The following is a 22,702-nucleotide window of genomic DNA, read 5'->3' as shown; positions in this document are numbered from 1 at the left end:
ATGCCCCTCTCGGCGGTGCAGGGTTCAGTCGCCTCGGTACAGCTGGCGCTTGTCGATATAGCGCACCACACCGTCCGGCACCATGTACCAGATGGGGTCACCCTTGGCGACCCTGTCGCGGCAGTCCGTGGACGAGATGGCGAGGGCGGGAACCTCGACGAACGAGACGCCGCCCTCCGGAAGACCCGGATCGGCGAGCGTGTGGCCCGGCCGCGTGACTCCGATGAAGTGTGCCAGGGAGAACAGCTCGTCGGTGTAACGCCAGGTGAGGATCTGGCCGAGAGCGTCGGCACCCGTGATGAAGAAGAGGTCGGCCTCGGGGTTGAGCTGACGCAGATCGCGCAGCGTGTCCGTCGTGTACGTCGGACCACCGCGGTCGATGTCGATGCGGCTCACCGAGAACTGCGGGTTCTCGGCGGTCGCGATGACCGTCATCAGATAGCGGTCCTCGGCCGGAGAGACGTTCTTCTCGCTCTTCTGCCAGGGCTGCCCGGTGGGCACGAACACGACCTCGTCCAGATCGAACTGCGCGGCGACCTCGCTGGCCGCCACCAGGTGTCCGTGGTGGATCGGGTCGAACGTGCCGCCCATGACGCCGAGGCGTCGCTTGGTCGGTGAGGCCCACTCGTGATCCGGGCCGCCGGCCGGGCTGTTGACCGGGCCGGTAGGCATGTCCTGCGCTCCCATGCGTGCAGAGCCTACTGGCCCGTTCCCAGTGGTCCCGTCCGGGTCAGCGGTCGCGGTTGAAACGGGTGGTGATCCACAGCAGCAGCAGGAGGATGACGAAAGCGGATCCGCCGACGACGAGGGGGTTGAGGCTTTCGTGGTTGCCGCCGTTCTCGCCCTCGGCGGCGAGAGTGGCGAGCTGGGCAGCGGTGCTGTGGAGGCTCATCTTCAGCAGGACCTATCCGGTGTGGAATCGGGAGAAAGACTTCTGACCCATCGTAAGCGGTGGGTTCAGTCGTCGCTCTTGTAGCCCCGCAACAAGAACCAGGCGAGGAAGCCCGCGCCCAGAAAGCCCACAATCAACACGGTTCGCAACAGGTTTCCCGCTCCCTGTTCCGACGCCGCACTGATGACGTGATCGATGTGCTCCATGACGGTTCGCTCCTTCGGTGTGCTGCCCAGTCACGGTATATCCGCCTAGTGTGGACCCCACCTTGGGGGCACGGCCGGAACACGGCGATACACGTCGAATCTCACGGACATGGGGGAAGTCGGATGCCCGACGAACCGAACGAGCAGCACGAGAACGTACCGAGCAGGCAGCGTCGGCGCTTCCCGGGGATCTCCTCGCGGGCGTACGAGCACCCCGCGGACCGCTCGGCGCTCGTCGCGCTGCGCAAGCTCAGCGGGTTCGACACGGTCTTCAAGGCGCTGAGCGGGCTGCTGCCCGAGCGCAGTCTGCGCCTGCTGTTCCTGTCGGACTCGGTGCGGGTGTCCGACGAGCAGTTCGCGCACCTCAACACGATGCTGCGGGACGCCTGTTACATCCTGGACCTGGAGAAGGTCCCGCCGATGTACGTCAATCAGGACCCGCAGCCGAACGCGATGTGCATCGGCCTCGACGAGCCGATCATCGTCGTCACCACGGGACTTGTGGAGCTCCTCGACGAGGAGGAGATGCAGGCCGTGGTCGGCCACGAGGTGGGCCACGCGCTGTCCGGCCACTCGGTGTACCGGACGATCCTGCTGTTCCTGACCAGCCTCGCGCTGCGCGTCGCGTGGATCCCGCTCGGCAACCTCGCGATCATGGCGATCGTGACGGCGCTGCGCGAGTGGTTCCGCAAGTCCGAACTCTCCGCGGACCGCGCCGGGTTGCTGGTCGGCCAGGACCTGCAGGCGTCCATGCGCGGCCTGATGAAGATCGCCGGCGGCAACCATCTGCACCAGATGAACGTGGACGCGTTCCTCAAGCAGGCCGAGGAGTACGAGGCCGGGGGCGACCTGCGCGACTCCGTGCTGAAGATCCTCAACGTGATGCCGCGCTCGCACCCGTTCACCACGGTGCGCGCCGCCGAGCTGAAGAAGTGGGCGGAGAGCCGCGACTACCAGCGCCTGATGGACGGTCACTACCCGCGCCGCAGCGAGGACAAGGACACCTCGGTGACGGACTCGTTCCGCGAGTCGGCCTCGCAGTACACGGAGAACATGAAGAACTCGAAGGACCCGCTGATGAAGCTGGTCAGCGACATCGCGGGTGGCGCGGGCGACCTGGGCGGCCGGGTGCGGCGCGGCTTCGGGAACTTCGGCGGCGCGGGCGGCGGGGGCAACAGCGGGAACCACGGCACGACCGACGAGGGCGAGGGCACGGGCAACGGCAGCGGCGAGCGCTGATCCGCCCCCCTGATCCGCCCACCTCCCCGAACCGACCGCCCGGACTACACGTGCGGCTGCGCGTCCGGCGCGAGAGCGCCGCACAGCGCGGTCGCACTGTCCGTCGCGTACGGGTCGGTGCCGGCCGGGCCGCCCTGCTTCGCGCTCTGGCCCGCGAGCAGCGGATGCAGATATCCGGCCGCGTCGGACGAGCAGGCGAGCGGGCCCGCCTGGACGTACGAGACGAGCAGCTCGGTCTGGTGGTTGCGCAGGTCCTGGCGGTCGAAGCGGAAGTGCATGGAGCGGCGGACGGTGAACAGGGAGGCCTTGGGCTTCCCGTCGCCGTCGGCCGCCTTCTTGTCGCCCTTGTCGACGGGACGCAGCGCGTAGACGAACGTGTGGTCCGAGGTCACTTCGAGGGTGTCCGCGTCGGTCTCGGCCACGTGCAGCGCGCCGCGGACCCGGATGCGCGAATCGGCGAGGGCGGCCTGCGAGGGGTCGAAGCGGACGAGCCAGCCGGTGGCCGCGTGCCGCCCGTCGGTGACCGGCCTGTTGACGCTCTGGTCGAACTGCGGGAGTTGCTGCGGGTCGATCAGCATCCGCACCGGGCGTACGGCGCCGCGCGTCAGCACGTCGGGGTCGAGCGAGGAGTCGACGAGGTAGTCCTTGGCCGTGGTCAGCGCGGTGACGACCTGGCTGTCGGAGAAGTGCGCGGTGGCCTTGGGGTCGGCCGGCAGGTCGATGGCGCGGGCGGCGTACTTGAACCGGGCGGCGGGGCTGTGCTCGTACAGCTCGTGCACGGAATCGGAGCCGGGGACGCGGCCCGTCGGGGCGAGCGGTATGACGGTCATCCGCAGCGGTTCGGTGTTCCGGACGGCCGGGGTGGTCCGGTACGGGCTCCGTACGCCCATGTAGACCGCGGTGCCGAACGCGATCACGATCAGGACGACGAGGATGACGGCCTGCCGGGTGAGGCCCCGGCGCAGCACGGGCAGGCGGCGCACGGCCGGGGAGTGGTCGCCGATGCGCTCCTGCGCGGAGAACTCCTGGAGCCGGGCAGCCTTGACGAACGATTCGTCGAACACGACGGATCGGTACTCTTCCTCGCTGCCGCCACTACCGGGACCGCTGTCCGGTGTCCCCTCCGGTGGGTCTCCTGGCCCGCTCATACCTTCAGGGTAGGTCTCCCCGACGCCAGGTAAACGCCCCGGTGCACGGTCAACTTCCACGCCCCCCGCGCGAGCGCCCCGAGCGCCGCCTCACGGAGTCCGGGGAACCGCCGAAACCGCAGGCTGTGAGTAGTCCGCGGAGGCGGAAGGCGTCCCCGGAACGTTCTTCTCCAGTTCGGTCGTCGCGGGCGGCGGGACCTCGTCCTGGCTGCCCGATGACGCGCCCCGGTAGACAGCCGTGAAGGCGAGGGCGACCATGCCGATGCCCATCAGCAGGGCGAGCGCCCAGGCGACGGGCCTGCGCCAGCGGACGCTGCCCGCCTGCCGGCCCTCGCGGTCGAGCTCCTCCTCGTACAGCTCGTCCGACTCGTCCCCGTAGCAGCCGAATTCGCCGTCTTCGCCGCGGCCGTACCCGTCCGCCTCGTCGTAGAACTCGTCGTCGGGCGCCGGCCGGATGCGGGTCCTGCGGGCCTCGGCCTCCTGGGCCTCGGCGCGCGCCTGCGCGGCGGCGAGCAGTCGCTCGACCGCGGTGGGCTCATGGACCTCGGCAGCCTTGACGAAGTCCTCGTCGAAGACCACGGAGGCGAACTCTTCGTCCCAGCCCCCGCGGTCGTGGTCGTCGTCGGGCTCCCAGCCGTCCGGGAACGGCGAGCCCCCCACGTCCTCCGGCACGCGTCCAGCGTAGACCGAAGGGGTCAATTTGGGCAGACGGTAAGGGAATTCATCGGGTGTGGCCGTCGCCCGTGACGATGTACTTCGTGCTCGTCAGCTCGGGCAGACCCATCGGGCCGCGGGCGTGCAGCTTCTGCGTGGAGATGCCGATCTCGGCGCCGAAGCCGAACTGGCCGCCGTCGGTGAACCGCGTCGAGGCGTTCACGGCGACGGTCGTGGAGTCGACGAGCTGCGTGAAGCGGCGGGCGGCCGCCTGCGAGGTCGTGACGATGGCCTCGGTGTGTCCCGAGGACCACAGGCGGATGTGCTCGACCGCCCGGTCCATGTCGTCGACGACCGCGGCCGCGATGTCGTACGAGAGGTACTCGGTCTCCCAGTCGTCCGGGGTCGCCTCGACCACGGTGGCCTTGGATCCGGCCGCGTACTTCGTGATCCGCCGGTCCGCGTGCACCGTGACGCCCGCCTCCGCCAGCGCGTCGAGGGCGCGCGGCACGAACGCGTCGGCGATGTCCTGGTGGACGAGGAGCGTCTCCGCCGCGTTGCACACGGAGACGCGGTGCGCCTTGGAGTTGACGAGGATGGCGACCGCCATGTCGAGGTCGGCGTCGGCGTCCACGTAGACGTGGCAGTTGCCGGTGCCGGTCTCGATCACGGGGACGGTCGAGTTCTCGACGACGTTCTTGATGAGCGAGGCGCCGCCGCGCGGGATCAGCACGTCGACCAGGCCGCGGGCGCGCATCAGCTCGGTCACCGAGTCGCGGCTCTCGCCGGGGACGAGCTGGATCGCGTCGGCGGGCAGTCCCGCGCCGCCGACGGCGTCGCGCAGCACGCGGACGAGCGCGGTGTTCGACTCGTACGCCGATGAACTGCCGCGCAGGAGGACCGCGTTGCCCGACTTGAGGCAGAGGGCGGCGGCGTCGACCGTGACGTTCGGGCGGGCCTCGTAGATGATGCCGACGACGCCGAGCGGGACGCGGACCTGGCGCAGGTCGATGCCGTTCGGGAGGGTGTTGCCGCGCACGACCGTGCCGACGGGGTCGGGCAGGGCGATGACGTCGCGCACGTCGGAGGCGATGGCACGGACGCGCTCCGGGGTGAGGGTGAGCCGGTCGATGATCGCCTCGGGCGTGCCTGCCTCGCGGGCCTTGGCGATGTCCTTGGCGTTGGCCTCGACGATTTCCGCCGTACGTACTTCCAGGGCGTCGGCGATGGCACCGAGGGCGTCGTCCTTGTGGGCGCGCGGCAGGGCGGCGAGGTCGTGGGCCGCGGACCTGGCGCGGTACGCGGTCTGGGTGACCGGGGTCATCGAGTCGTACGGGTTCAGCGGCAGCGACGTCATGCTCCGCAGGGTATCGGGGGCGTGGGGGCGGTCCACCGTTTGTTTCGGGGGGTGAGACATGGCTGAAATGCGGCCTTGGCCACAGTGGCTGAGGTTTCCGCCTCGTTGCGGCTAACCGTGGCTGGGGTGCGCAGTTCCCCGCGCCCCTGGGTCAGAAGGGGTGGACGCCCACCGGGGTTGCCGGGAGAGGGCCGAAGCCCTCCGCGATGCGTTGGTGGTAGGTCTGGCGGTCGATGACCTCCAGGCCGACGATCTCCCAGGGCGGGAGCTGCGACGTACGGCGGTGTTCGCCCCACAGGCGCAGGGCCACCGCCGCCGCGTCGTGCAGGTCGCGGGCCTCTTCCCAGTAGCGGATCTCGGCGTGGTCCACGGCGTAGCGGCTCGTCAGCAGGAAGGGGTGGTCGTGCGCGAGCTGTTCGAGGCCGCGGCGCACTTCCGCGAGCGACGCTTCCTCGCCGGAGACGCTGAGCGTGACGTGCCACAGTCGGGGGCCCTCCTCGGCGCTCCCCTCAGCGGCCTCCCCAGCGGTCTCCTCGTCGTACGCGTCTCCCGCGGCCACGCTCGTCAGCGCCCGCTCCGCCGACCCTCGGGGCCCCTTGGACGCGACCCCCGGGCGCGCTCGTCTCACGACGGCCTCCTTTGAGCAATGGTCGTGCGGACCTTCCCCGGATGAACTCCCTGCCTCAAGAGTTGAGCAGGACACGGAGCTTCTTGGGGCGGTTTTGGGGAAGGTCCCCCACGGGTGGCAGGCTTTCGGCCTTTCACACAGGGGGTTTCGAAGGCGCGCGGCCCGTTTCAAGCCTGGAGGATGACCAAGTCGTCCCTGTGTACGACTTCCCGCTCGTAGGCGGGACCGAGGTCGCGGGCCAGCTCGCGCGTGGAGCGGCCGATCAGCTGCGGGATCTCCTTGGCGTCGAAGTTGACGAGCCCGCGGGCGACGGCGCGCCCCCGCTCGTCGCGCAGTTCGACGGGGTCGCCCGCGCCGAACTCGCCCTCCACGGCCGCGATCCCGGCGGGCAGCAGCGAGGTGCGCCGCTCGACCACGGCCCGTACGGCGCCGTCGTCGAGGGTGATCGCGCCCTGCGGCGTCGACGCGTGCTGGAGCCACAGCAGGCGGTCGGCGCTGCGGCGGCCCGTGGCGTGGAAGTACGTGCCGGTGTCGCGGGCGGCGAGGGCGTCGGAGGCGTGGCTCGCGCTCGTCAGCACCACGGGGATGCCGGCGGCCGCCGCGATCGAGGCGGCCTCGACCTTGGTGACCATGCCACCGGTACCGACGCCCGCCTTCCCGGCGGAGCCGATCTTGACGTGCGCTGTGTCGGCGGGGCCGCGCACCTCGGCGACGCGGGAGCTGCCGAGCTTGGCGGGGTCGCCGTCGTAGAGACCGTCGACGTCGGAGAGCAGGACAAGGAGGTCCGCGTGCACGAGGTGGGCGACGAGCGCCGCGAGCCGGTCGTTGTCGCCGAAGCGGATCTCGTCCGTGGCCACCGTGTCGTTCTCGTTGACGATCGGGAAGGAGCCCATCGCCAAGAGCTGGTCGAGGGTCCGCGAGGCGTTGCGGTGGTGGGCGCGGCGCGCCATGTCGTCGCTGGTCAGGAGGACCTGGCCGACGCGGAGTCCGTAGCGCGCGAAGGAAGCGGTGTAACGGGCGACGAGGAGGCCCTGGCCGACGCTCGCCGCGGCCTGCTGGCGGGCGAGGTCCTTGGGGCGGCGGGTCAGGCCCAGCGGGGCGAGTCCCGCGGCGATGGCGCCGGACGAGACGAGGACGATCTCCTTCTCTCCCGCTCCGCGCTGCTTCGCCAGGACGTCGACGAGCGCGTCGACACGGTCCGCGTCCAGGCCCCCCGCCGCCGTGGTGAGTGACGACGATCCGACCTTGACGACGATCCGGCGGGCGTCCGCCACACCTTGGCGCGCCGCCCCTGCTGCTGCCCCAGTTGTTGCCCCTGACATGCCTGGCAATGTACGTGACCTGCCCCTTCGACCGCTCTTGGGTTTCGAGGTACGGACAACACCGTGGACGCCCCGTAATCAGGACGGGGTCAGGACAGGAAATTGGTCCCGCCCTTTCACGCCATTTGACCCTGTTTCTGCTGCTTGCGGGTCTGGAGGATTGCTAGGGGACCACTGAAAGTCATACGGTCAGTGGTCAGCATTTCCGCGAGGTGGACCTCCCCCACGGTCCCCCCACCCTCCGAGACCCCCTGCCAGGAGCCCAGCCCGTGCCCTCCGCCGGACGTGCCTCGCGCCGCCTCGTGCAGCTTTCAGCTCTGTTCACGATGTTCGCGCTCTATGTGGCCCAGCTCGTCAGCGCGCTCGTTCCGTATGTCCCCCTCTTCGTCGCCGCGAGCGCGGCCGGACTCGCCCTCGACACCTACCTGCAGTACAAGCAGCCGGGGCTGCTCTCGCTGCTCGGCAAGATCCGCTTCGACGTCACGGTGCGGCAGCTGCTGCGCGACATGTTGATCTTCGTCGGCCTGCTGCGCATCAGCGGCATCAACCCGCTCGACGAGCAGGCGCCGCTGCTGGTCATGGTGCTCGCGATGTACCTGCTGCACTTCGCCTGCCAGGCCGCCGCGGTCCTGGTGCGCCGCACCCGCACGCTGCCGATCGTCACGCGCAACATCGACGCGTCCGCGCTGAACCTGTGCGCGTCGCCGCCGCGCCTGCTGGCCCGGCGGGCGGCCCACCGCCTGCTGACCTTCGCGATCCCGTCCACCCTCGGCCTGGTGATCACCGCGGCGACGACCAACGCCCTGTGGGGCGTCATCGGCATCGGCGTCTCGATCGTCCTGTTCCTCTTCGGCACGGCCTACCTCGGCACGTGGCTGCTGCCCAAGAAGCGTCCGCTGAACGACGACAAGGTCATCGCCTGGCTCGACGCGTGGCTGGCCGACTACCGGCCCACCGTCGGCATGTACTTCTCCGGCGGCACCACCTCCGCGTACCAGGCGAACATGTGGCTCTCCACGCTCGCCGCGGTCGACGGCAAGCCGCTGATCGTGCTGCGCGAGCGCTTCATGGTGAACAAGATCGACGCCACCGATGTGCCGATCATCTGCTTCCCCAAGGTCGCCACGATGTTCTCCCTGGAGAACTCGACGCTGAAGATGCTGCTGCACCCGGCGAACGCCGCGAAGACCTCGCAGGTCCTGCGCATCCCCACGATCAAGCACGCGTTCACCAACCACGGCGAGTCCGACAAGCTCTCGTCCTGCAACCCGTACGCGAAGGCGTACGACGAGGTGTGGGTGGCCGGTCCCGCGGCGCGCGACCGCTACCAGCTCGCCGACGTCGGCGTCGACGACCGGGACGTCGTCGAGGTGGGCCGGCCGCAGCTGGCGCCCATCGAGCTCGCGGACGGGCCCGCCACGGGTTCGTACACGACCGTTCTGTACGCCCCCACCTGGGAGGGCTGGGACGGCAACCCCGGCAATACGTCGGTGATCCTGGCCGGCGAGAACATCGTCCGGCACCTGCTGGCCGACGACCGGGTGCGCCTGATCTACAAGCCGCACCCGATGACCGGTTCGCAGGTCCCCGCCGCCGGTGCGGCCAACGAGCGCATCATGGCGATGATCGAGGAGGCCAACACCCGCCGCTCCGGCGCGCGTCCGGGTCCCGAGGCCGCCGTCGAGCTCGAGCGCCGCTTCGAGGCGCTGAACGAGCTGACCTCCACCAAGTTCCCCAAGGGCACGGACGAGATGGAGCGGATGATGCTCCAGGGCCGGCCCGACGGGGACCGGGCGGCGGCGGTGGCCGAGGCGACCAAGGCGTGGGAGGAGGCGTACTGGGCCTCGTTCCCCGAGTGGGAGCACCTGATCATCACCCAGGCGCGGCCCGCGATCTTCACGTGCTTCAACGCGGCGGACGTCCTCGTCTCCGACGTCTCCTCGGTCGTCTCCGACTGGCTGAGCAGCGAGAAGCCGTACGCGGTGGCCAACACGTCGGGGCTTTCGGAGGACGACTTCCGTACGGGGTTCCCGACGGTGCGCGCGGCGACGGTCCTGTCGCCCGAGGCGACCGAGGTTCCCGGGCTGCTCGCGGTCGTGCGCGGCGAGGCGGAGGACGCCCACGCCGAGGCCCGGGTGGCCCTGAAGGAGCACCTCCTCGGCCCCTCGGACCCGCCGTCCATCGACCGCTTCAACGTCGCTGTACGCGCCCTGTGCGCCAAGGCCGACGAGCGGCGGGCCCGGATGGCGGCGCGCGGCGAGGACGAGGTGCCGCCGACCCGCGAGGACTCCGTCGAGGAGCAGGCGGCCGAGGCGGAGGCCGCGGAGGCGGTGGCCGAGGCGGAGCCTGAGGACACGGTGACCGCGTAACGCCTTTGCGGCGTGCGGCGCATGCGGAGGGGCCCGGGAGACGTCTCCCGGGCCCCTCTGCGTGTCCACGCCCCCGTTTCCCCACGCCACGGGGCTCCGCCCCGGACCCCGCGCCTCAAACGCCGGCGAGGCTTGAAAGGCCTGCTCAATCGCCGCAGGGGCTTGATGTGGCCGCCGCCGCCTTGGGCAATCTGCCGCCTGGGGCGGCAGGGTGGGCAAGGCGGCACCCCGGTGCAGCGCACCCGGTACGACGGCCGCGGCCACGGTTCAGCCCCGCTTGGGGGACCCGGTCGCCTGAGGCTAGAAGGGTTCGAAGTCGTCGTACTCCTGCTGGGAGTCGTCGCGCTCCGCCTGGCGGTCACGGCGGCGCTGCGCGGCAGGACGCGGCGCCTCCATACGGTGGTCCTCGCCACGGCGACCCAGCATCTCGGCGCCCGCCATCATCGTGGGCTCCCAGTCGAAGACGACCGCGTTGTCCTCGGGACCGATCGCGACGCCGTCACCGTGCCTGGCGCCCGCCTTCATCAGCTCGTCCTCGACACCGAGCCGGCTGAGCCGGTCCGCGAGGTAGCCGACGGCCTCGTCGTTGTTGAAGTCGGTCTGCCGCACCCAGCGCTCTGGCTTCTCACCGCGCACGCGGAACAGCGGCTCACCGTCGGAGTCCTCGCGCTTGACCGTGAAGCCCGCGTCGTCCACGGCCTTCGGCCGGATGACGATCCGGGTCGCCTCGTCCTTCGGCTTGGCGGCACGCGCACCGGCCACCAGCTCGGCGAGCGCGTACGACAGCTCCTTGAGGCCCTTGTGGGCGACGGCCGACACCTCGAAGACGCGGTAGCCGCGCTCCTCCAGGTCGGGCCGCACCATGTCGGCGAGGTCCTGGCCGTCGGGCACGTCGATCTTGTTGAGGACGACGAGGCGCGGCCGCTTCTCCAGGCCCGCCCCGTACTCCTTCAGCTCCGCCTCGATGACGTCGAGGTCGGACACCGGGTCGCGGTCGGACTCCAGCGTCGCCGTGTCGAGGACGTGCACGAGCACCGAGCAGCGCTCGACGTGCCGCAGGAACTCAAGGCCGAGGCCCTTGCCCTGGCTGGCGCCGGGGATCAGACCCGGCACGTCCGCGATCGTGTAGACGGTCGAACCGGCCGTCACCACGCCCAGGTTCGGAACCAGCGTCGTGAACGGGTAGTCGGCGATCTTCGGCTTGGCGGCGGAGAGCACAGAGATCAGCGAGGACTTGCCGGCGCTCGGGTAGCCGACGAGGGCCACGTCCGCGACGGTCTTCAGCTCCAGCTGGACATCGCCCTCGTCGCCCGGCACACCGAGCAGCGCGAAGCCGGGCGCCTTGCGGCGGGCCGAGGCGAGGGCCGCGTTGCCGAGACCGCCACGACCGCCCTGCGCGGCGATGTACGTGGTGCCCTGGCCGACGAGGTCGGCGAGCACATTGCCCTGCTTGTCGAGGACGACCGTGCCGTCGGGCACCGGCAGGACCAGGTCCTGGCCGTCCTTGCCGGACCGGTTGTCGCCCGCGCCGGGCGCGCCGTTCGTCGCCTTGCGGTGCGGCGAGTGGTGGTAGTCGAGGAGCGTCGTGACGTCCTGGTCGACGACCAGGATCACGTCACCGCCACGGCCGCCGTTGCCACCGTCCGGGCCGCCCAGCGGCTTGAACTTCTCCCGGTGAACGGAGGCACAGCCGTGGCCCCCGCTACCCGCGGCGACATGCAGCTCGACGCGGTCCACGAAGGTGGTCATTGGTCAGTGCCTCCAGAAACGTACGGGAATGTCTACAGCTCAACACGCGAAAGGCGGACCCGCTTCCCCGGAAGGGAAGTGAGGTCCGCCTCGCGAAAAAATCCAGGTCAGAAAGCCGTCAGGCGTTTCAGACGACCGGGACGATGTTCACGACCTTACGGCCACGGTGGGTACCGAACTCCACCGCACCCGCGGCGAGCGCGAACAGCGTGTCGTCCTTGCCACGGCCAACCGAGTTGCCCGGGTGGAAGTGGGTGCCGCGCTGGCGGACCAGGATCTCACCGGCGTTGACGGCCTGACCGCCGAAGCGCTTCACGCCGAGCCGCTGAGCATTGGAATCGCGCCCGTTCCGAGTGGACGATGCGCCCTTCTTGTGTGCCATCTTGTCTCAGTCCCTTACTTCGCAGCCGTGGGGATACCGGTGACCTTGATCGCCGTGTACTGCTGGCGGTGACCCTGGCGACGGCGGTAGCCGGTCTTGTTCTTGTAGCGAAGGATGTCGATCTTCGCGCCCTTGTGGTGGTCCACGACCTCGGCCTGGACCTTGATGCCGGCCAGCACCCACGGGTCGCTGGTCACGGCGTCGCCGTCGACAACGAGCAGCGTAGAGAGCTCTACGGTGTCGCCAACCTTGGCGGTGGGAAGCTTGTCAACCTCAACGATGTCGTCGACAGCAACCTTGTGCTGACGACCACCGCTGCGCACGATGGCGTACACGGATCTCTCTTTTCGCTCGGAACGGGACCCCCGCAGTCCAGCCGCGCGAGGCGGCCTCTCCCGGATTTCACGAGGGAACCTGGCGAAAACCGAGAGGAAAAAGGTTTACGGGAGCAAGGCGTATCGATGGACACGCCGACGGTCAAGGTTACGGGGCGCCCCACAGAAGGGCAAACCGGCCCCTGACCGGCAGGCTCACGTGGTCTTGACCTCACCGTCCTGCGGCAGCGTCTTGACGCCCTTGCACAGGCTCGTGTTGTCCGAGACTCCCGGGTAGGCGATGCCCCACACCTTGTCGAAGTGCGTGCGGTACGTGTCGTGCACGGAGTCGTCGTCGATCTTGACGTACGCCTCGTCGTTCTCGCGCAGCGCCGGGTCCGAGGCGTTCTGGGAGCCGGTGAACGTGATCTTGTTGCGCGCGCCGTCGTACATGCCGTCGATCGCCACGTACTTGGTGTGGATGATGTACGGCGTCGTCGGCGAGGTCCGCGGGTCGTTGTAGCAGCGCACCGGCGGGGCGCCCGTGGCGTGCATCGACTTCCAGGTGCCGCTGTCGGACGTCGCGTACTCGATCTGGACCGTGCAGCCCGCCTTCTTCAGCGAGACCAGCTTGTCGGCGATGGCCTGCCGGGTGATCTGGAAGATCGCGGCGCGCACGATCGTCTTCTTCGTGGCGCCGGTCGCCGCATCCTTGTAGGTGCACGCGACGTTGTTGAGCACCGAGTGCAGCGTGTCCGTGGAGTTGGTGGTGCCGGCCCGCGGGAAGAAGTACGCCTTGTAGTGGCCGTTGCTGACCGTGCGGTAGTCCCAGTTCGCCCAGTCCTTGGCGGCCATGTCGTCGAAATAGTCCGCGTACGCGCCGTACAGGACCCGGTTGTTGGGTAGCTGGAGCGCGTCGTTGAAGAACTTCGTGCTCGCGGACGGCGTGGAGTTCGCGGTGGTCTGCACGACGACGTTCGTGGCGCCCTCGACGGCCGAGAACAGCCAGAACTTGTTGTGCATGATCGACTTCCCGAACTTGGGGTCGCCGAGGCAGGACTTGTTCGTGGGACACAGCTGCACGAAGGACGGGTTGGCGCGACTGGTGCCGAACAGCGAGACCAGCTGCGCGTACACCGGGTTGTCCGGCCGGTCCGTCTTGCTCGTCGAGTCCAGCAGGATCTGCACGCGCACGCCGCGGTCCCTGGCCCTCTTCAGCGCGTCGACGATCGTCTGCTCCCACACGTGGAAGACGGCGACCTTGATGGTCGAGCCGGGCAGTGCGGCGTCCGTCAGCTCGACGAGCCTGGTGCGGATCGCGTACTGCTCCTGGGCGGTGCCCACCGGGTTGTTGAAGATCGGGCCCTCGGTCCAGGTCCGCGCCCCGTCCGCCTGCGCGGTGCCCGCGGCGACCCCCGCCTGCACCCCGGCCGCCGAGAGCACGGTGGCCAGGGCCACCATCTGCCGTCCGGCCTTGGCCGGCTTCACGGCACGGTGTCTGCCCGTGCCTCTGAGACGCACGTGCGTCATCGTTTCCCTCCCCTGACACGAGTACGCGTCTCCCCAACGCCCACCCATGCCCTTCACTTGTATGACTGCATGAGTTTTACAGGCAGTTGGCCGCGCACCAAGAGGCAGGGGGCGAATAGAGCGCTCTTCGAGACCTCTCACGTCGCCCACGTCGCCGAAAACCACGGCAATGACCGACTTGCCCGTACATACGGCGACGCCCCGCACAGCAGCGCTGTGCGGGGCGTCGTCACTCGGTCCGGGCGGAGCCTCAGGCCTCGTCGGCCGCGGCCGAGACGGACGGCAGCGACTGCTGCTCGGCCGCCGCGGACTTCTTCGCGGTCGTCTTCTTGGCCGTCGTCTTCTTCGCGGCAGTCTTCTTGGCGGTGGTCTTCTTCGCCGCCGCCTTCTTGGCCGTCGTCTTCTTGGCTGCCGTCTTCTTGGCGGCCGGCTCGGACGGGGCCTCCTCGGAGGCGGGCTCCTCGGTCGCGGCCGTCTTCTTGGCCGCCGTCTTCTTGGTGGCGGCCTTCTTCGCCGTCGCCTTCTTGGCCGTCTTACGAACGGCCTTCTTGGCGGCGGGCGCCTCCTCGGGCGCGGGCGCCTCCTCCGTGGCCGAAGGGACGACCATGACGGCCGTGTCCTCGGCAGCGGTCGGGGCGGTCGCCTTGCGGACGGCGCGACGGCGCGGGCGGGCCGGGGCCGCGGCCTCGGTCACCTCGGCCTTCGGCTCCTCGGGCGCCTCCTGTACGGGCTCCGGCTCGGCCTTCACCGGCTCCGTGACGGTCACCGCGGCGGCCTCCTCCGAGGAGGCCTTCGGGGAACCGGCGGGAGCGGACGCCTTGCGCGTGGCACGGCGGCGCGGGCGCGGCGCGGGGGCCTCGTCCTGCACCGGCTCGGGCGCGGGGGCCGGGGCCGGCTCCGCGGCCTTCGGCTCCTCGACGACCGGCTCGGGCGCCTGGGCCTCTGCCTCGGCCTCCGCGGCCCTGCGCTCCGCGGCCCGCTCGGCCTTCGACTTCCTGCCGGACCTCGCCGGCTTCTCGGCCTCCGTCTGCGGGGCACCGGCCGGGGCCGACGCACGGCGCGTGGCGCGGCGACGCGAGCGGCCACGGCTGCCCGCGGCTTCCTCCGCCTCGGCGGCGCTGGAGTACAGCTCCTCGTCGGGAACGAACTCGGGCTCGGGCAGCGCCACCGGGGCGGCCGCCTCGGCGGCGACCTCGGCCTCGGACTCGGGCTGCTCGGCAGCCGGGGTCTCGTGCTGGTGGTCCGCGCCGTTGCCGCCGCGACCGCGCTTCTTGCGCTTGCCGCCGCCACCGGCGGCAGTGGGCTGCTCCATGTGCACGATGACGCCGCGGCCATTGCAGTGCACGCAGGTCTCGGAGAAGGACTCCAGGAGGCCCTGGCCGACGCGCTTGCGCGTCATCTGGACCAGGCCGAGCGAGGTCACCTCGGCGACCTGGTGCTTCGTGCGGTCCCTGCCCAGGCATTCGAGCAGGCGGCGCAGGACCAGGTCCCGGTTGGACTCCAGGACCATGTCGATGAAGTCGATGACGACGATGCCGCCCAGGTCGCGCAGCCGCAGCTGGCGCACGATCTCCTCGGCCGCCTCGAGGTTGTTCCTCGTCACGGTCTCTTCGAGGTTGCCGCCCTGGCCGGTGAACTTACCGGTGTTGACGTCGACCACGATCATGGCCTCGGTCTTGTCGATCACCAGGGAGCCACCCGACGGCAGCCACACCTTGCGGTCGAGCGCCTTGGCGAGCTGCTCGTCGATCCGGTACGTCGCGAAGACGTCGACCTCGGACGTCCACTTGGACAGCCGGTCCGACAGGTCGGGCGCCACGTGGTTGACGTAGCCGTGGATGGTGTCCCACGCCTCTTCACCACTGACGATGACCTTGGAGAAGTCCTCGTTGAAGATGTCGCGCACGACGCGGACGGTCATGTCCGGCTCGCCGTACAGCAGGCTCGGCGACGAGGTCGAGATCTGCTTGGACTTCTTCTGGATGTCCTCCCACTGGCCCTGCAGACGCTCGACGTCGCGGCGCAGCTCGTCCTCGCTCGCGCCCTCGGCGGCGGTGCGCACGATGACGCCCGCGTCCTCGGGGACGATCTTCTTGAGGATGGTCTTCAGGCGCGAGCGCTCGGTGTCGGGCAGCTTGCGGCTGATGCCGGTCATCGAGCCCTCGGGCACGTAGACCAGGTAGCGGCCGGGCAGCGAGACCTGGCTGGTCAGGCGGGCGCCCTTGTGGCCGATCGGGTCCTTGGTGACCTGGACGAGCACGGACTGGCCGGACTTGAGCGCGGTCTCGATGCGGCGCGGCCCGTTGGCCATGCCGAGCGCCTCGAAGTTGACCTCACCGGCGTAGAGCACCGCGTTGCGGCCCTTGCCGATGTCGATGAAGGCGGCCTCCATCGACGGCAGCACGTTCTGGACCTTGCCCAGGTACACGTTGCCTACGTAGGAGGTCGACTCCTCCTTGTTGACGTAGTGCTCGACGAGGATGTCGTCCTCGAGCACGCCGATCTGGGTGCGCTCGCCGTGCTGGCGGACCACCATGACGCGCTCGACGGCCTCGCGGCGCGCCAGGAACTCGGCCTCGGTGATGATCGGGACGCGGCGGCGCCCCTGCTCACGGCCCTCGCGGCGGCGCTGCTTCTTGGCCTCCAGACGCGTGGAGCCCTTGATGGACTGCACCTCGTCCGAGGACGTCGACCGCTCGGCCCGCTCCTCCTTCTTGCGCGGCTCGCGGACCTTGACGACCGTGCGCTCCGGGTCGTCGGCCGTCTGCTCGCCCTCGGAGGAGCCGTCACCGGCGCGACGGCGACGGCGACGGCGGCGACGGCTGCTGCTGGAGCCGCCGGAACCGGCGGAGTCGTCGTCGCGCTGCTCGTCGGACTCGGACCGGTCGTCCTCGGACTCCCCGGCGGCCGACTCGGCGTCGTCGTCCGACTCGTTGTCGTTCTCGGCGTCGTTGTCGATGTCGCCGGACTCGCCGCGGCGACGGCGACGGCCGCCCCGGCGACGGCGGCGGGCCGGGCGGTCCCCGTGCTCGTCCTGCTCGTCGTTCTCGGCGTGCTCGGTGTTCTCGGTGCTCTCGGCGTGCTCGTCGCTCTCCGCGGCCCGCTGGTCCTTGGCCTCGGTGGCCTCGGCGTCCTTGGCGGCCTCGGTCGCGGCGGGCGGCTCGTCGGAGGCGCGACGGCGGCGACGACGGCGCGGCCCCTGCTCCTCCTCGACGACGGCGGCGGCCGGCTCGGGCGCAGGCGCGGGCTCGGGCTCCTTCTCGACGGCGGCCTCGGCCGCGGCGGCCGCGGCGGCCCGCTCCGGCGTCTGGAACATCGGCTCGGTGAAGACCGGCGCCTGGAACGTGGCGACGGAGGCCCGCTTCGGGCGCGTCTCGTCGTCCTGCTCGTCCCGGCCCGCCCTCGCCGGCTTCGAACCGGACCTGGCGGACTTCGTGGCCTTGGTGGCCCTGGACGCCTTCGGCTCGGCGAAACCGCCGGCGGCCTTGCGGGTGGCGCGGCGCCGGCGACGCGGCGACTCGTCCTCGCCGTTCTCGGCGTTCTCGGCGCTCTCCGTGGGACCGGCGTTCTCCGTGGTCTCCGCCTCCGTCGTCTCGGCGGCGATGGCGTCGGAGATCTCGGGGGGACCGGCGGGCGCGCTGGGCGCGGAGGCGCCACGGGTGGCACGGCGACGGTTGCGGCGCGGTCCCGAGTCGTCGGCGGCCGGCTCCGGCTCGGCGGCGGGCGCCGCGGCGGTCTCGGCCTGCGGCTCCTCGACGGAGGCGGCCGGGGCGGCCGGGGCGTCCGGAGTCGACACGGTGCGGGTGGCACGGCGACGGCTGCGGCGCGGCGCGGCGGGCTCCTCGGCGGCGGCCGGCTCCGGCTCCGCGGCGGGCTCGGCGACGGCCTCGGCGGGCTCCGCCACCACGGTCGTCGTCTCGGCCTGCTCGGCGGGTGCACCGGTGGGCGCGGAGGCGCGTCGGGTCGCGCGGCGGCGCGGGCGGCCGGCGGGCGCCGGGGCCTCGGCGGCCGGGGAGGTCTCGGGGGGCTCGACGGGCGCCTCGGCGGCGGCCGGAGTCTGAGTGGCAGTGGCCGGTATGGCCACAGCGGCGTCCTCGGTGGCGGCGCCGTTCGCCGCTACCGGCGGGCCCGCGGGGCGCGACGCGGCCCGGCGCCGACGGCGCGGGGGCAGGGTGTCGCTGGGGCTGTCCAGCTCAGGGTTGGTGGCTTCGGTCTCGGGCATGCGGGTGGATCTCCCGTCGGGCCTCCGGGCGCCGCGCCTGATCCGTGACCGGTGACGTCTGCGGCTCACGCGCATCGAGTCGAGCGCGGTGCCGCCGGTCCGGGGCGCGGGCGCCGCACGGAGGCTCTCTAGTCTGTTCTCGCCGGTTCCGGTACGCGATGTACGTACGGCCTGGCGAAAGTCCTTGGGTGGGTGCGCTGCCCGACCCAGATGGCTCCCGAGTACGAGGGCGGCGCTACGACGACCGCCTTACGCGGGACCTTCCACGGCAGGCGCCGTCGCGGTGGCAGTTCCTGCGGTCGCCTTTTGTGGGGCGGCCCCAGCTGCCTCGCGGTCGAGCGCGAGCGGGTCGGTCACCGTGCCTGTCTCTGCGTCGAAGAGCCCCTGCGCCAGCCTGGTCACCGCTGCGGGGACCGGCGGCGCCAGGTCGGCCACGGCGCGGAGACCGGACAGGACGTCGTCGGGTCGTACGGCAGGCGTCACGTGCCGAACAACCAGCCGCAGTATCGCACAGGGCGCGTCGCTGGGCCTATCAGCCGGACCAGCCGAAACGTCGGAGACCTCGTGAGCCCCGTACGCGTCAAGGCTGACGACGGCCTCACGGGCGTCGAACGTCCGGATCCCGCTCTTTGTCTTCCTCTGTACCTCGACGGTCTCCGCGGTGCGGAACGCCTCCGCGGCGCGCGCGGCCTCTTCGACGCTCACGCCGTCGAGACGCAGCTCCCACACGGAGGCGGTGAGCCGGTCGGCGAGGCCCGAGGTGCGGGCCTCCACGGCGTCCACGATGTCGAGGCCCGTGGGCATCGACTCGTCGAGGAGCTCCCTGAGCTTCTCGGGGTCGCGCGGCGCGGTGAGCGCGATCTCCAGGTACTCGGCCTCACTGCCCGTGCCGGTGGGTGCGGCATTGGCGTACGACACCTTCGGGTGCGGCGTGAACCCCGCCGAGTACGCCATGGGCACCGCGGCGCGGCGCAGCGCGCGCTCGAAGGCGCGCTGGAAGTCTCGGTGGCTGGTGAACCGGAGGCGGCCGCGCTTGGTGTAGCGCAGTCGGATGCGCTGCACCGCGGGTGCGGGCGGCGGGCCTACGGGCTGTCGCTTGCCCAGTGTCCTAGTCCTTAATGAATGCGGTCTTCGTGGGTGCGGTCGTACTGCTGTCAAGACTACGTCCCTGCGGGCCACCCGGTTCCCGCTGGTCGCTGACCTGCGGTTCAGGCCGCGGCGCCGGGCCGAACAGCACCCGTCGCACATCGGCCCGCGCCTGCCGGGCCGCGGCGCGCACGCTCGCGGCCACGCGCCCGACGGGCCGCAGTACGTAGTCGCGCACGACGTGCCCGACCGGGGTGAGCACGGTGCGGTACACCCAGCGCAGCGGATCCACGATCAGCCACCGCAGCACCCGGCCGACGGCACGGGACACATACCCGGCGATCCGCCAGGCGACGCACAGCGCGTCCCAGATCTCGCGCAGCACCACGCCGAGCACCCGCCCGACCGGCACCAGTACGCAGCGCCACACCGCGAGCAGCGGCACCACGACCAACACCCGTACGAGCCAGGCGAGTCCACTGCCCAGCGGCGCCAACACATAGTCGCGCAGCGCCCTTCCGACCGGCGCGAGGACATGGATGTACAGCCACACCGCGGGGACGACCAGCAACACCCGCCCGAGCCACCGCAGTCCACGCCCGACGGGCGCGAGCACGTAGCGCCACAGCATCAGGCACGGCCACACCAGCAGCCCGTACAGCACCCAGCCGACGGCCCGCGCGAGCGGCAGCAGCAGCCACCGGCCCACGAAGCGTCCGACCGCCACGAGCGCGTCCCACACGAGCCGCACGGGCACCACGAGGACGACCATCACGACCCGCAGCGGCAGCCGGATCGCGGCCGCCAAACAGCCTTCGGGCGCCGGTTCGGGGCGCTGCCGCCCCTCGCGCTTCTCCAAGTCCATGCCTCTCCAGACGCTCGCGGAGCCGTCGCGGATGCGGCCCCGCGTAGCCGGTCCGTGCGCGTACGCCGTATGTTCGGTGAAGTCTGCAATATCGCAGTTATGCCTGTAGGGGGAGGAGTCACACATGATCACGCTTACGAAGGAAGACGGCCCCGCTGACCTGGACGGGGTGACCCACCTGTCCATCGGGGTGTCCTGGGACCCCACCGCCGGCGCCAGCGGAGGCGTGCTCGGTGCGCTGCGCCGCAAGCAGGGCACGGACCTCGACCTGATCGCCGTCGCGATGCAGGGCGGGGACCCGGTGCGCCTTGCCGGGCTCGACTCGCTGGACCCGATGGGCAACGGCTCGCTCGCGCACAGCGGCGACAACCAGACCGGCAAGGGCGAGGGGGACGACGAGACCGTCACCGTCGAGTTCTCGCGCCTTCCGCAGCAGATCACGTCGATCGTGTTCGTCGCCGCCGCGTACAAGAAGGGCAGTTCGTTCCAGAAGGCCCGCAACATCAGCTTCAAGGTGTACGACGCGACGGGCGGCAGCTCCCAGCAGGTCGCCGACATCTGGCCGTCCCTGATGACCAGTGACAACGGCTGCGCGGTCGCCAAGGCCATGCGGGTCGGCAGCTCCTGGAAGCTCGAAGTGATCAACACGCCGGGCAAGATCAAGCAGGGCGACGAGCACGCCCTGATGCGCTTCGCCGCGAGCAAGTAGGCGCAAGTACCGCGAAGGGGCGGCCGGTTGGAGAACCGGCCGCCCCTTCGCGTGTGCGGGTTCCGCTACTTGACGACCGTCAGCGGCAGCAGCTTCTTGCCCGTCGGGCCGACCTGGATCTCGGTGTCCATCGCAGGGCACACGCCGCAGTCGAAGCACGGCGTCCAGCGGCAGTCGTCGACCTCCGTCTCGTCGAGCGAGTCCTGCCAGTCCTCCCAGAGCCAGTCCTTGTCGAGACCGGAGTCCAGGTGGTCCCAGGGCAGGACCTCCTCGTACGTGCGCTCACGCGTCGTGTACCAGTCGACGTCCACGCCGTACGCGGGCAGCGTCTTGGCGGCGCAGGCCATCCAGCGGTCGTAGGAGAAGTACTCGCGCCAGCCGTCGAAGCGGCCGCCGTCCTCGTAGACGGCGCGGATGACGGAGCCGATGCGGCGGTCGCCGCGCGAGAGCAGTCCCTCGACGATGCCGGGCTTGCCGTCGTGGTAGCGGAAGCCGATGGAGCGGCCGTACTTCTTGTCGCCGCGGATCTTGTCGCGGAGCTTGGCCAGGCGCTCGTCCGTCTCCGTGGAGCTGAGCTGCGGCGCCCACTGGAACGGGGTGTGCGGCTTCGGGACGAATCCGCCGATCGACACCGTGCAGCGGATGTCGTTGCCCGCGACCTCGCGGCCCTTGGCGATCACGTTCGCCGCCATGTCCGCGATCTGCAGGACGTCCTCGTCGGTCTCGGTGGGCAGGCCGAGCATGAAGTACAGCTTCACCTGGCGCCAGCCGTTGCCGTACGCGGCCGCGACCGTACGGATCAGGTCCTCTTCGGAGACCATCTTGTTGATGACCTTGCGCATCCGCTCGCTGCCGCCCTCGGGGGCGAAGGTGAGGCCGGAGCGGCGGCCGTTGCGCGTCAGCTCGTTGGCGAGGTCGATATTGAAGGCGTCCACGCGGGTCGAGGGGAGGGACAGACCGATCTTGTCCTCCTCGTACCGGTCCGCCAGGCCCTTCGCGACGTCGCCGATCTCGGAGTGGTCCGCGGACGAGAGGGAGAGCAGGCCGACCTCTTCGAAGCCGGTCGCCTTGAGGCCCTTGTCGACCATTTCGCCGATGCCGGTGATGCTTCGCTCCCGTACGGGGCGCGTGATCATGCCGGCCTGGCAGAAACGGCAGCCGCGGGTACAGCCGCGGAAGATCTCGACGGACATCCGCTCGTGGACCGTCTCCGCGAGCGGCACGAGGGGCTGCTTCGGGTACGGCCACTCGTCGAGGTCCATCACGGTGTGCTTGGACACCCGCCACGGGACGCCCGACCTGTTCGGCACCACGCGGCCGATGCGGCCGTCGGGGAGGTACTCGACGTCGTAGAACCCCGGGATGTAGACGCTGCCGGTCTTCGCGAGGCGGAGCAGGACCTCCTCGCGACCGCCGGGACGGCCCTCGGCCTTCCAGCGGCGGATGATCTCCGTCATGTCGAGCACGGCCTGCTCGCCGTCGCCGATGATCACGGCGTCGATGAAGTCGGCGATCGGCTCGGGGTTGAACGCGGCGTGGCCGCCGGCGAGCACGATCGGGTCGTCGAGCCCGCGGTCCTTGGACTCCAGCGGGATGCCGGCCAGGTCGAGCGCGGTCAGCATGTTCGTGTAGCCGAGCTCGGTGGAGAAGCTGAGCCCGAAGACGTCGAAGGCCTTCACCGGGCGGTGCGAGTCGACCGTGAACTGCGGAACCTCGTGCTTGCGCATGAGTTCCTCGAGGTCCGGCCACACGCTGTAGGTGCGCTCGGCGAGGACGCCCTGGCGCTCGTTGAGCACCTCGTAGAGGATCATGACGCCCTGGTTGGGCAGACCGACCTCGTACGCGTCCGGGTACATGAGCGCCCAGCGGACGTCGCACTCCTCCCACGGTTTGACCGTGGAGTTCAGCTCACCGCCGACGTACTGGATCGGCTTCTGCACATGCGGCAGCAAGGCTTCGAGCTGCGGAAAGACAGACTCCACCGTCGAGGCGGCGGCTTCGGCAGACATACCGTTGACCTTCGTGAGCTG

At 70.5% G+C, this 22,702-nt stretch carries 19 protein-coding genes; 3 read left to right on the top strand and 16 right to left on the bottom strand.

Annotated features, from left to right (window positions below; all coding sequences use genetic code 11):
- Positions 1-24 precede the first annotated feature (24 nt).
- From nadD to ACIRHA_RS34670, 3 genes are all read right to left on the bottom strand, one after another.
- Positions 25-687 (bottom strand): nicotinate-nucleotide adenylyltransferase, encoded by a 663-nt coding sequence (gene nadD / locus ACIRHA_RS34680; RefSeq protein ID WP_403854116.1) that lies wholly within the window; start codon positions 685-687, stop codon positions 25-27.
- A 43-nt stretch (positions 688-730) separates the two neighbouring features.
- Entirely contained in the window at positions 731-892 is a 162-nt protein-coding gene (locus tag ACIRHA_RS34675) for a hypothetical protein (protein ID WP_403854114.1), read from the bottom strand.
- A gap of 65 nt (positions 893-957) precedes the next feature.
- Complete coding sequence (locus tag ACIRHA_RS34670; RefSeq protein WP_403854112.1) at positions 958-1,098, bottom strand: hypothetical protein; 141 nt, start codon at positions 1,096-1,098, stop codon at positions 958-960.
- Between the two features lie 123 nt (positions 1,099-1,221).
- On the opposite strand from ACIRHA_RS34670, the gene ACIRHA_RS34665 reads away from it, so the two are divergent.
- Positions 1,222-2,337, top strand: coding sequence for a M48 family metallopeptidase (locus ACIRHA_RS34665; protein ID WP_403854110.1), 1,116 nt, complete (start codon positions 1,222-1,224; stop codon positions 2,335-2,337).
- A 44-nt stretch (positions 2,338-2,381) separates the two neighbouring features.
- Here ACIRHA_RS34665 and ACIRHA_RS34660 read toward each other — a convergent pair whose 3' ends face one another.
- The 5 genes from ACIRHA_RS34660 to proB all read right to left on the bottom strand — a co-directional run bounded on the left by ACIRHA_RS34660 (position 2,382) and on the right by proB (position 7,398).
- Positions 2,382-3,485, bottom strand: coding sequence for a hypothetical protein (locus tag ACIRHA_RS34660; RefSeq protein ID WP_403854108.1), 1,104 nt, complete (start codon positions 3,483-3,485; stop codon positions 2,382-2,384).
- A 90-nt stretch (positions 3,486-3,575) separates the two neighbouring features.
- Positions 3,576-4,184, bottom strand: a complete 609-nt coding sequence (locus ACIRHA_RS34655; RefSeq protein WP_403854106.1) for a hypothetical protein — start codon at positions 4,182-4,184, stop codon at positions 3,576-3,578.
- Between the two features lie 22 nt (positions 4,185-4,206).
- A complete protein-coding gene (locus tag ACIRHA_RS34650) occupies positions 4,207-5,496 on the bottom strand; it encodes a glutamate-5-semialdehyde dehydrogenase (protein WP_403854104.1) in 1,290 nt (429 codons plus the stop codon).
- 151 nt (positions 5,497-5,647) lie between these two features.
- Positions 5,648-6,124: a hypothetical protein gene (locus ACIRHA_RS34645; RefSeq protein ID WP_403854102.1), complete on the bottom strand. Its 477-nt coding sequence runs from the start codon at positions 6,122-6,124 to the stop codon at positions 5,648-5,650.
- Positions 6,125-6,291: 167 nt separating this feature from the next.
- On the bottom strand, positions 6,292-7,398 hold the full coding sequence (proB, locus tag ACIRHA_RS34640) for a glutamate 5-kinase (RefSeq protein ID WP_403854368.1): 1,107 nt from the start codon (positions 7,396-7,398) through the stop codon (positions 6,292-6,294).
- A gap of 317 nt (positions 7,399-7,715) precedes the next feature.
- On the opposite strand from proB, the gene ACIRHA_RS34635 reads away from it, so the two are divergent.
- A complete protein-coding gene (locus ACIRHA_RS34635; protein WP_403854100.1) occupies positions 7,716-9,815 on the top strand; it encodes a hypothetical protein in 2,100 nt (699 codons plus the stop codon).
- A gap of 300 nt (positions 9,816-10,115) precedes the next feature.
- Here the strand turns inward: ACIRHA_RS34635 and obgE are convergent, their stop codons facing one another.
- From obgE to ACIRHA_RS34600, 7 genes are all read right to left on the bottom strand, one after another.
- The gene (obgE, locus tag ACIRHA_RS34630) at positions 10,116-11,564 is read right to left on the bottom strand and encodes a GTPase ObgE (protein ID WP_403854098.1); all 1,449 of its coding nucleotides are present in this window, start codon (positions 11,562-11,564) and stop codon (positions 10,116-10,118) included.
- A gap of 127 nt (positions 11,565-11,691) precedes the next feature.
- A complete protein-coding gene (gene rpmA, locus ACIRHA_RS34625) occupies positions 11,692-11,946 on the bottom strand; it encodes a 50S ribosomal protein L27 (protein WP_326024204.1) in 255 nt (84 codons plus the stop codon).
- A 14-nt stretch (positions 11,947-11,960) separates the two neighbouring features.
- Positions 11,961-12,281, bottom strand: coding sequence for a 50S ribosomal protein L21 (rplU, locus tag ACIRHA_RS34620; protein ID WP_326024203.1), 321 nt, complete (start codon positions 12,279-12,281; stop codon positions 11,961-11,963).
- A gap of 195 nt (positions 12,282-12,476) precedes the next feature.
- Positions 12,477-13,790 (bottom strand): phospholipase D-like domain-containing protein, encoded by a 1,314-nt coding sequence (locus tag ACIRHA_RS34615; RefSeq protein ID WP_403854095.1) that lies wholly within the window; start codon positions 13,788-13,790, stop codon positions 12,477-12,479.
- A 250-nt stretch (positions 13,791-14,040) separates the two neighbouring features.
- Entirely contained in the window at positions 14,041-18,012 is a 3,972-nt protein-coding gene (locus ACIRHA_RS34610) for an Rne/Rng family ribonuclease (RefSeq protein ID WP_403854093.1), read from the bottom strand.
- 249 nt (positions 18,013-18,261) lie between these two features.
- On the bottom strand, positions 18,262-19,074 hold the full coding sequence (locus ACIRHA_RS34605; RefSeq protein WP_403854091.1) for a TIGR03936 family radical SAM-associated protein: 813 nt from the start codon (positions 19,072-19,074) through the stop codon (positions 18,262-18,264).
- Positions 19,075-19,120: 46 nt separating this feature from the next.
- On the bottom strand, positions 19,121-19,963 hold the full coding sequence (locus tag ACIRHA_RS34600; protein ID WP_403854089.1) for a hypothetical protein: 843 nt from the start codon (positions 19,961-19,963) through the stop codon (positions 19,121-19,123).
- A gap of 124 nt (positions 19,964-20,087) precedes the next feature.
- Here ACIRHA_RS34600 and ACIRHA_RS34595 point away from each other — a divergent pair, with 124 nt between their 5' ends.
- On the top strand, positions 20,088-20,672 hold the full coding sequence (locus ACIRHA_RS34595) for a TerD family protein (protein WP_351344269.1): 585 nt from the start codon (positions 20,088-20,090) through the stop codon (positions 20,670-20,672).
- 65 nt (positions 20,673-20,737) lie between these two features.
- On the opposite strand, the gene ACIRHA_RS34590 is transcribed toward ACIRHA_RS34595, so the two are convergent.
- Positions 20,738-22,681 (bottom strand): TIGR03960 family B12-binding radical SAM protein, encoded by a 1,944-nt coding sequence (locus ACIRHA_RS34590; protein WP_403854086.1) that lies wholly within the window; start codon positions 22,679-22,681, stop codon positions 20,738-20,740.
- Positions 22,682-22,702 lie beyond the last annotated feature (21 nt).

This window comes from Streptomyces sp. NPDC102360, assembly GCF_044766085.1.
Lineage (GTDB): Bacteria > Actinomycetota > Actinomycetes > Streptomycetales > Streptomycetaceae > Streptomyces.
The sequence above is the reverse complement of the archived record's forward strand: the minus strand, read 5'-3'. Positions and strand labels throughout refer to the sequence as shown.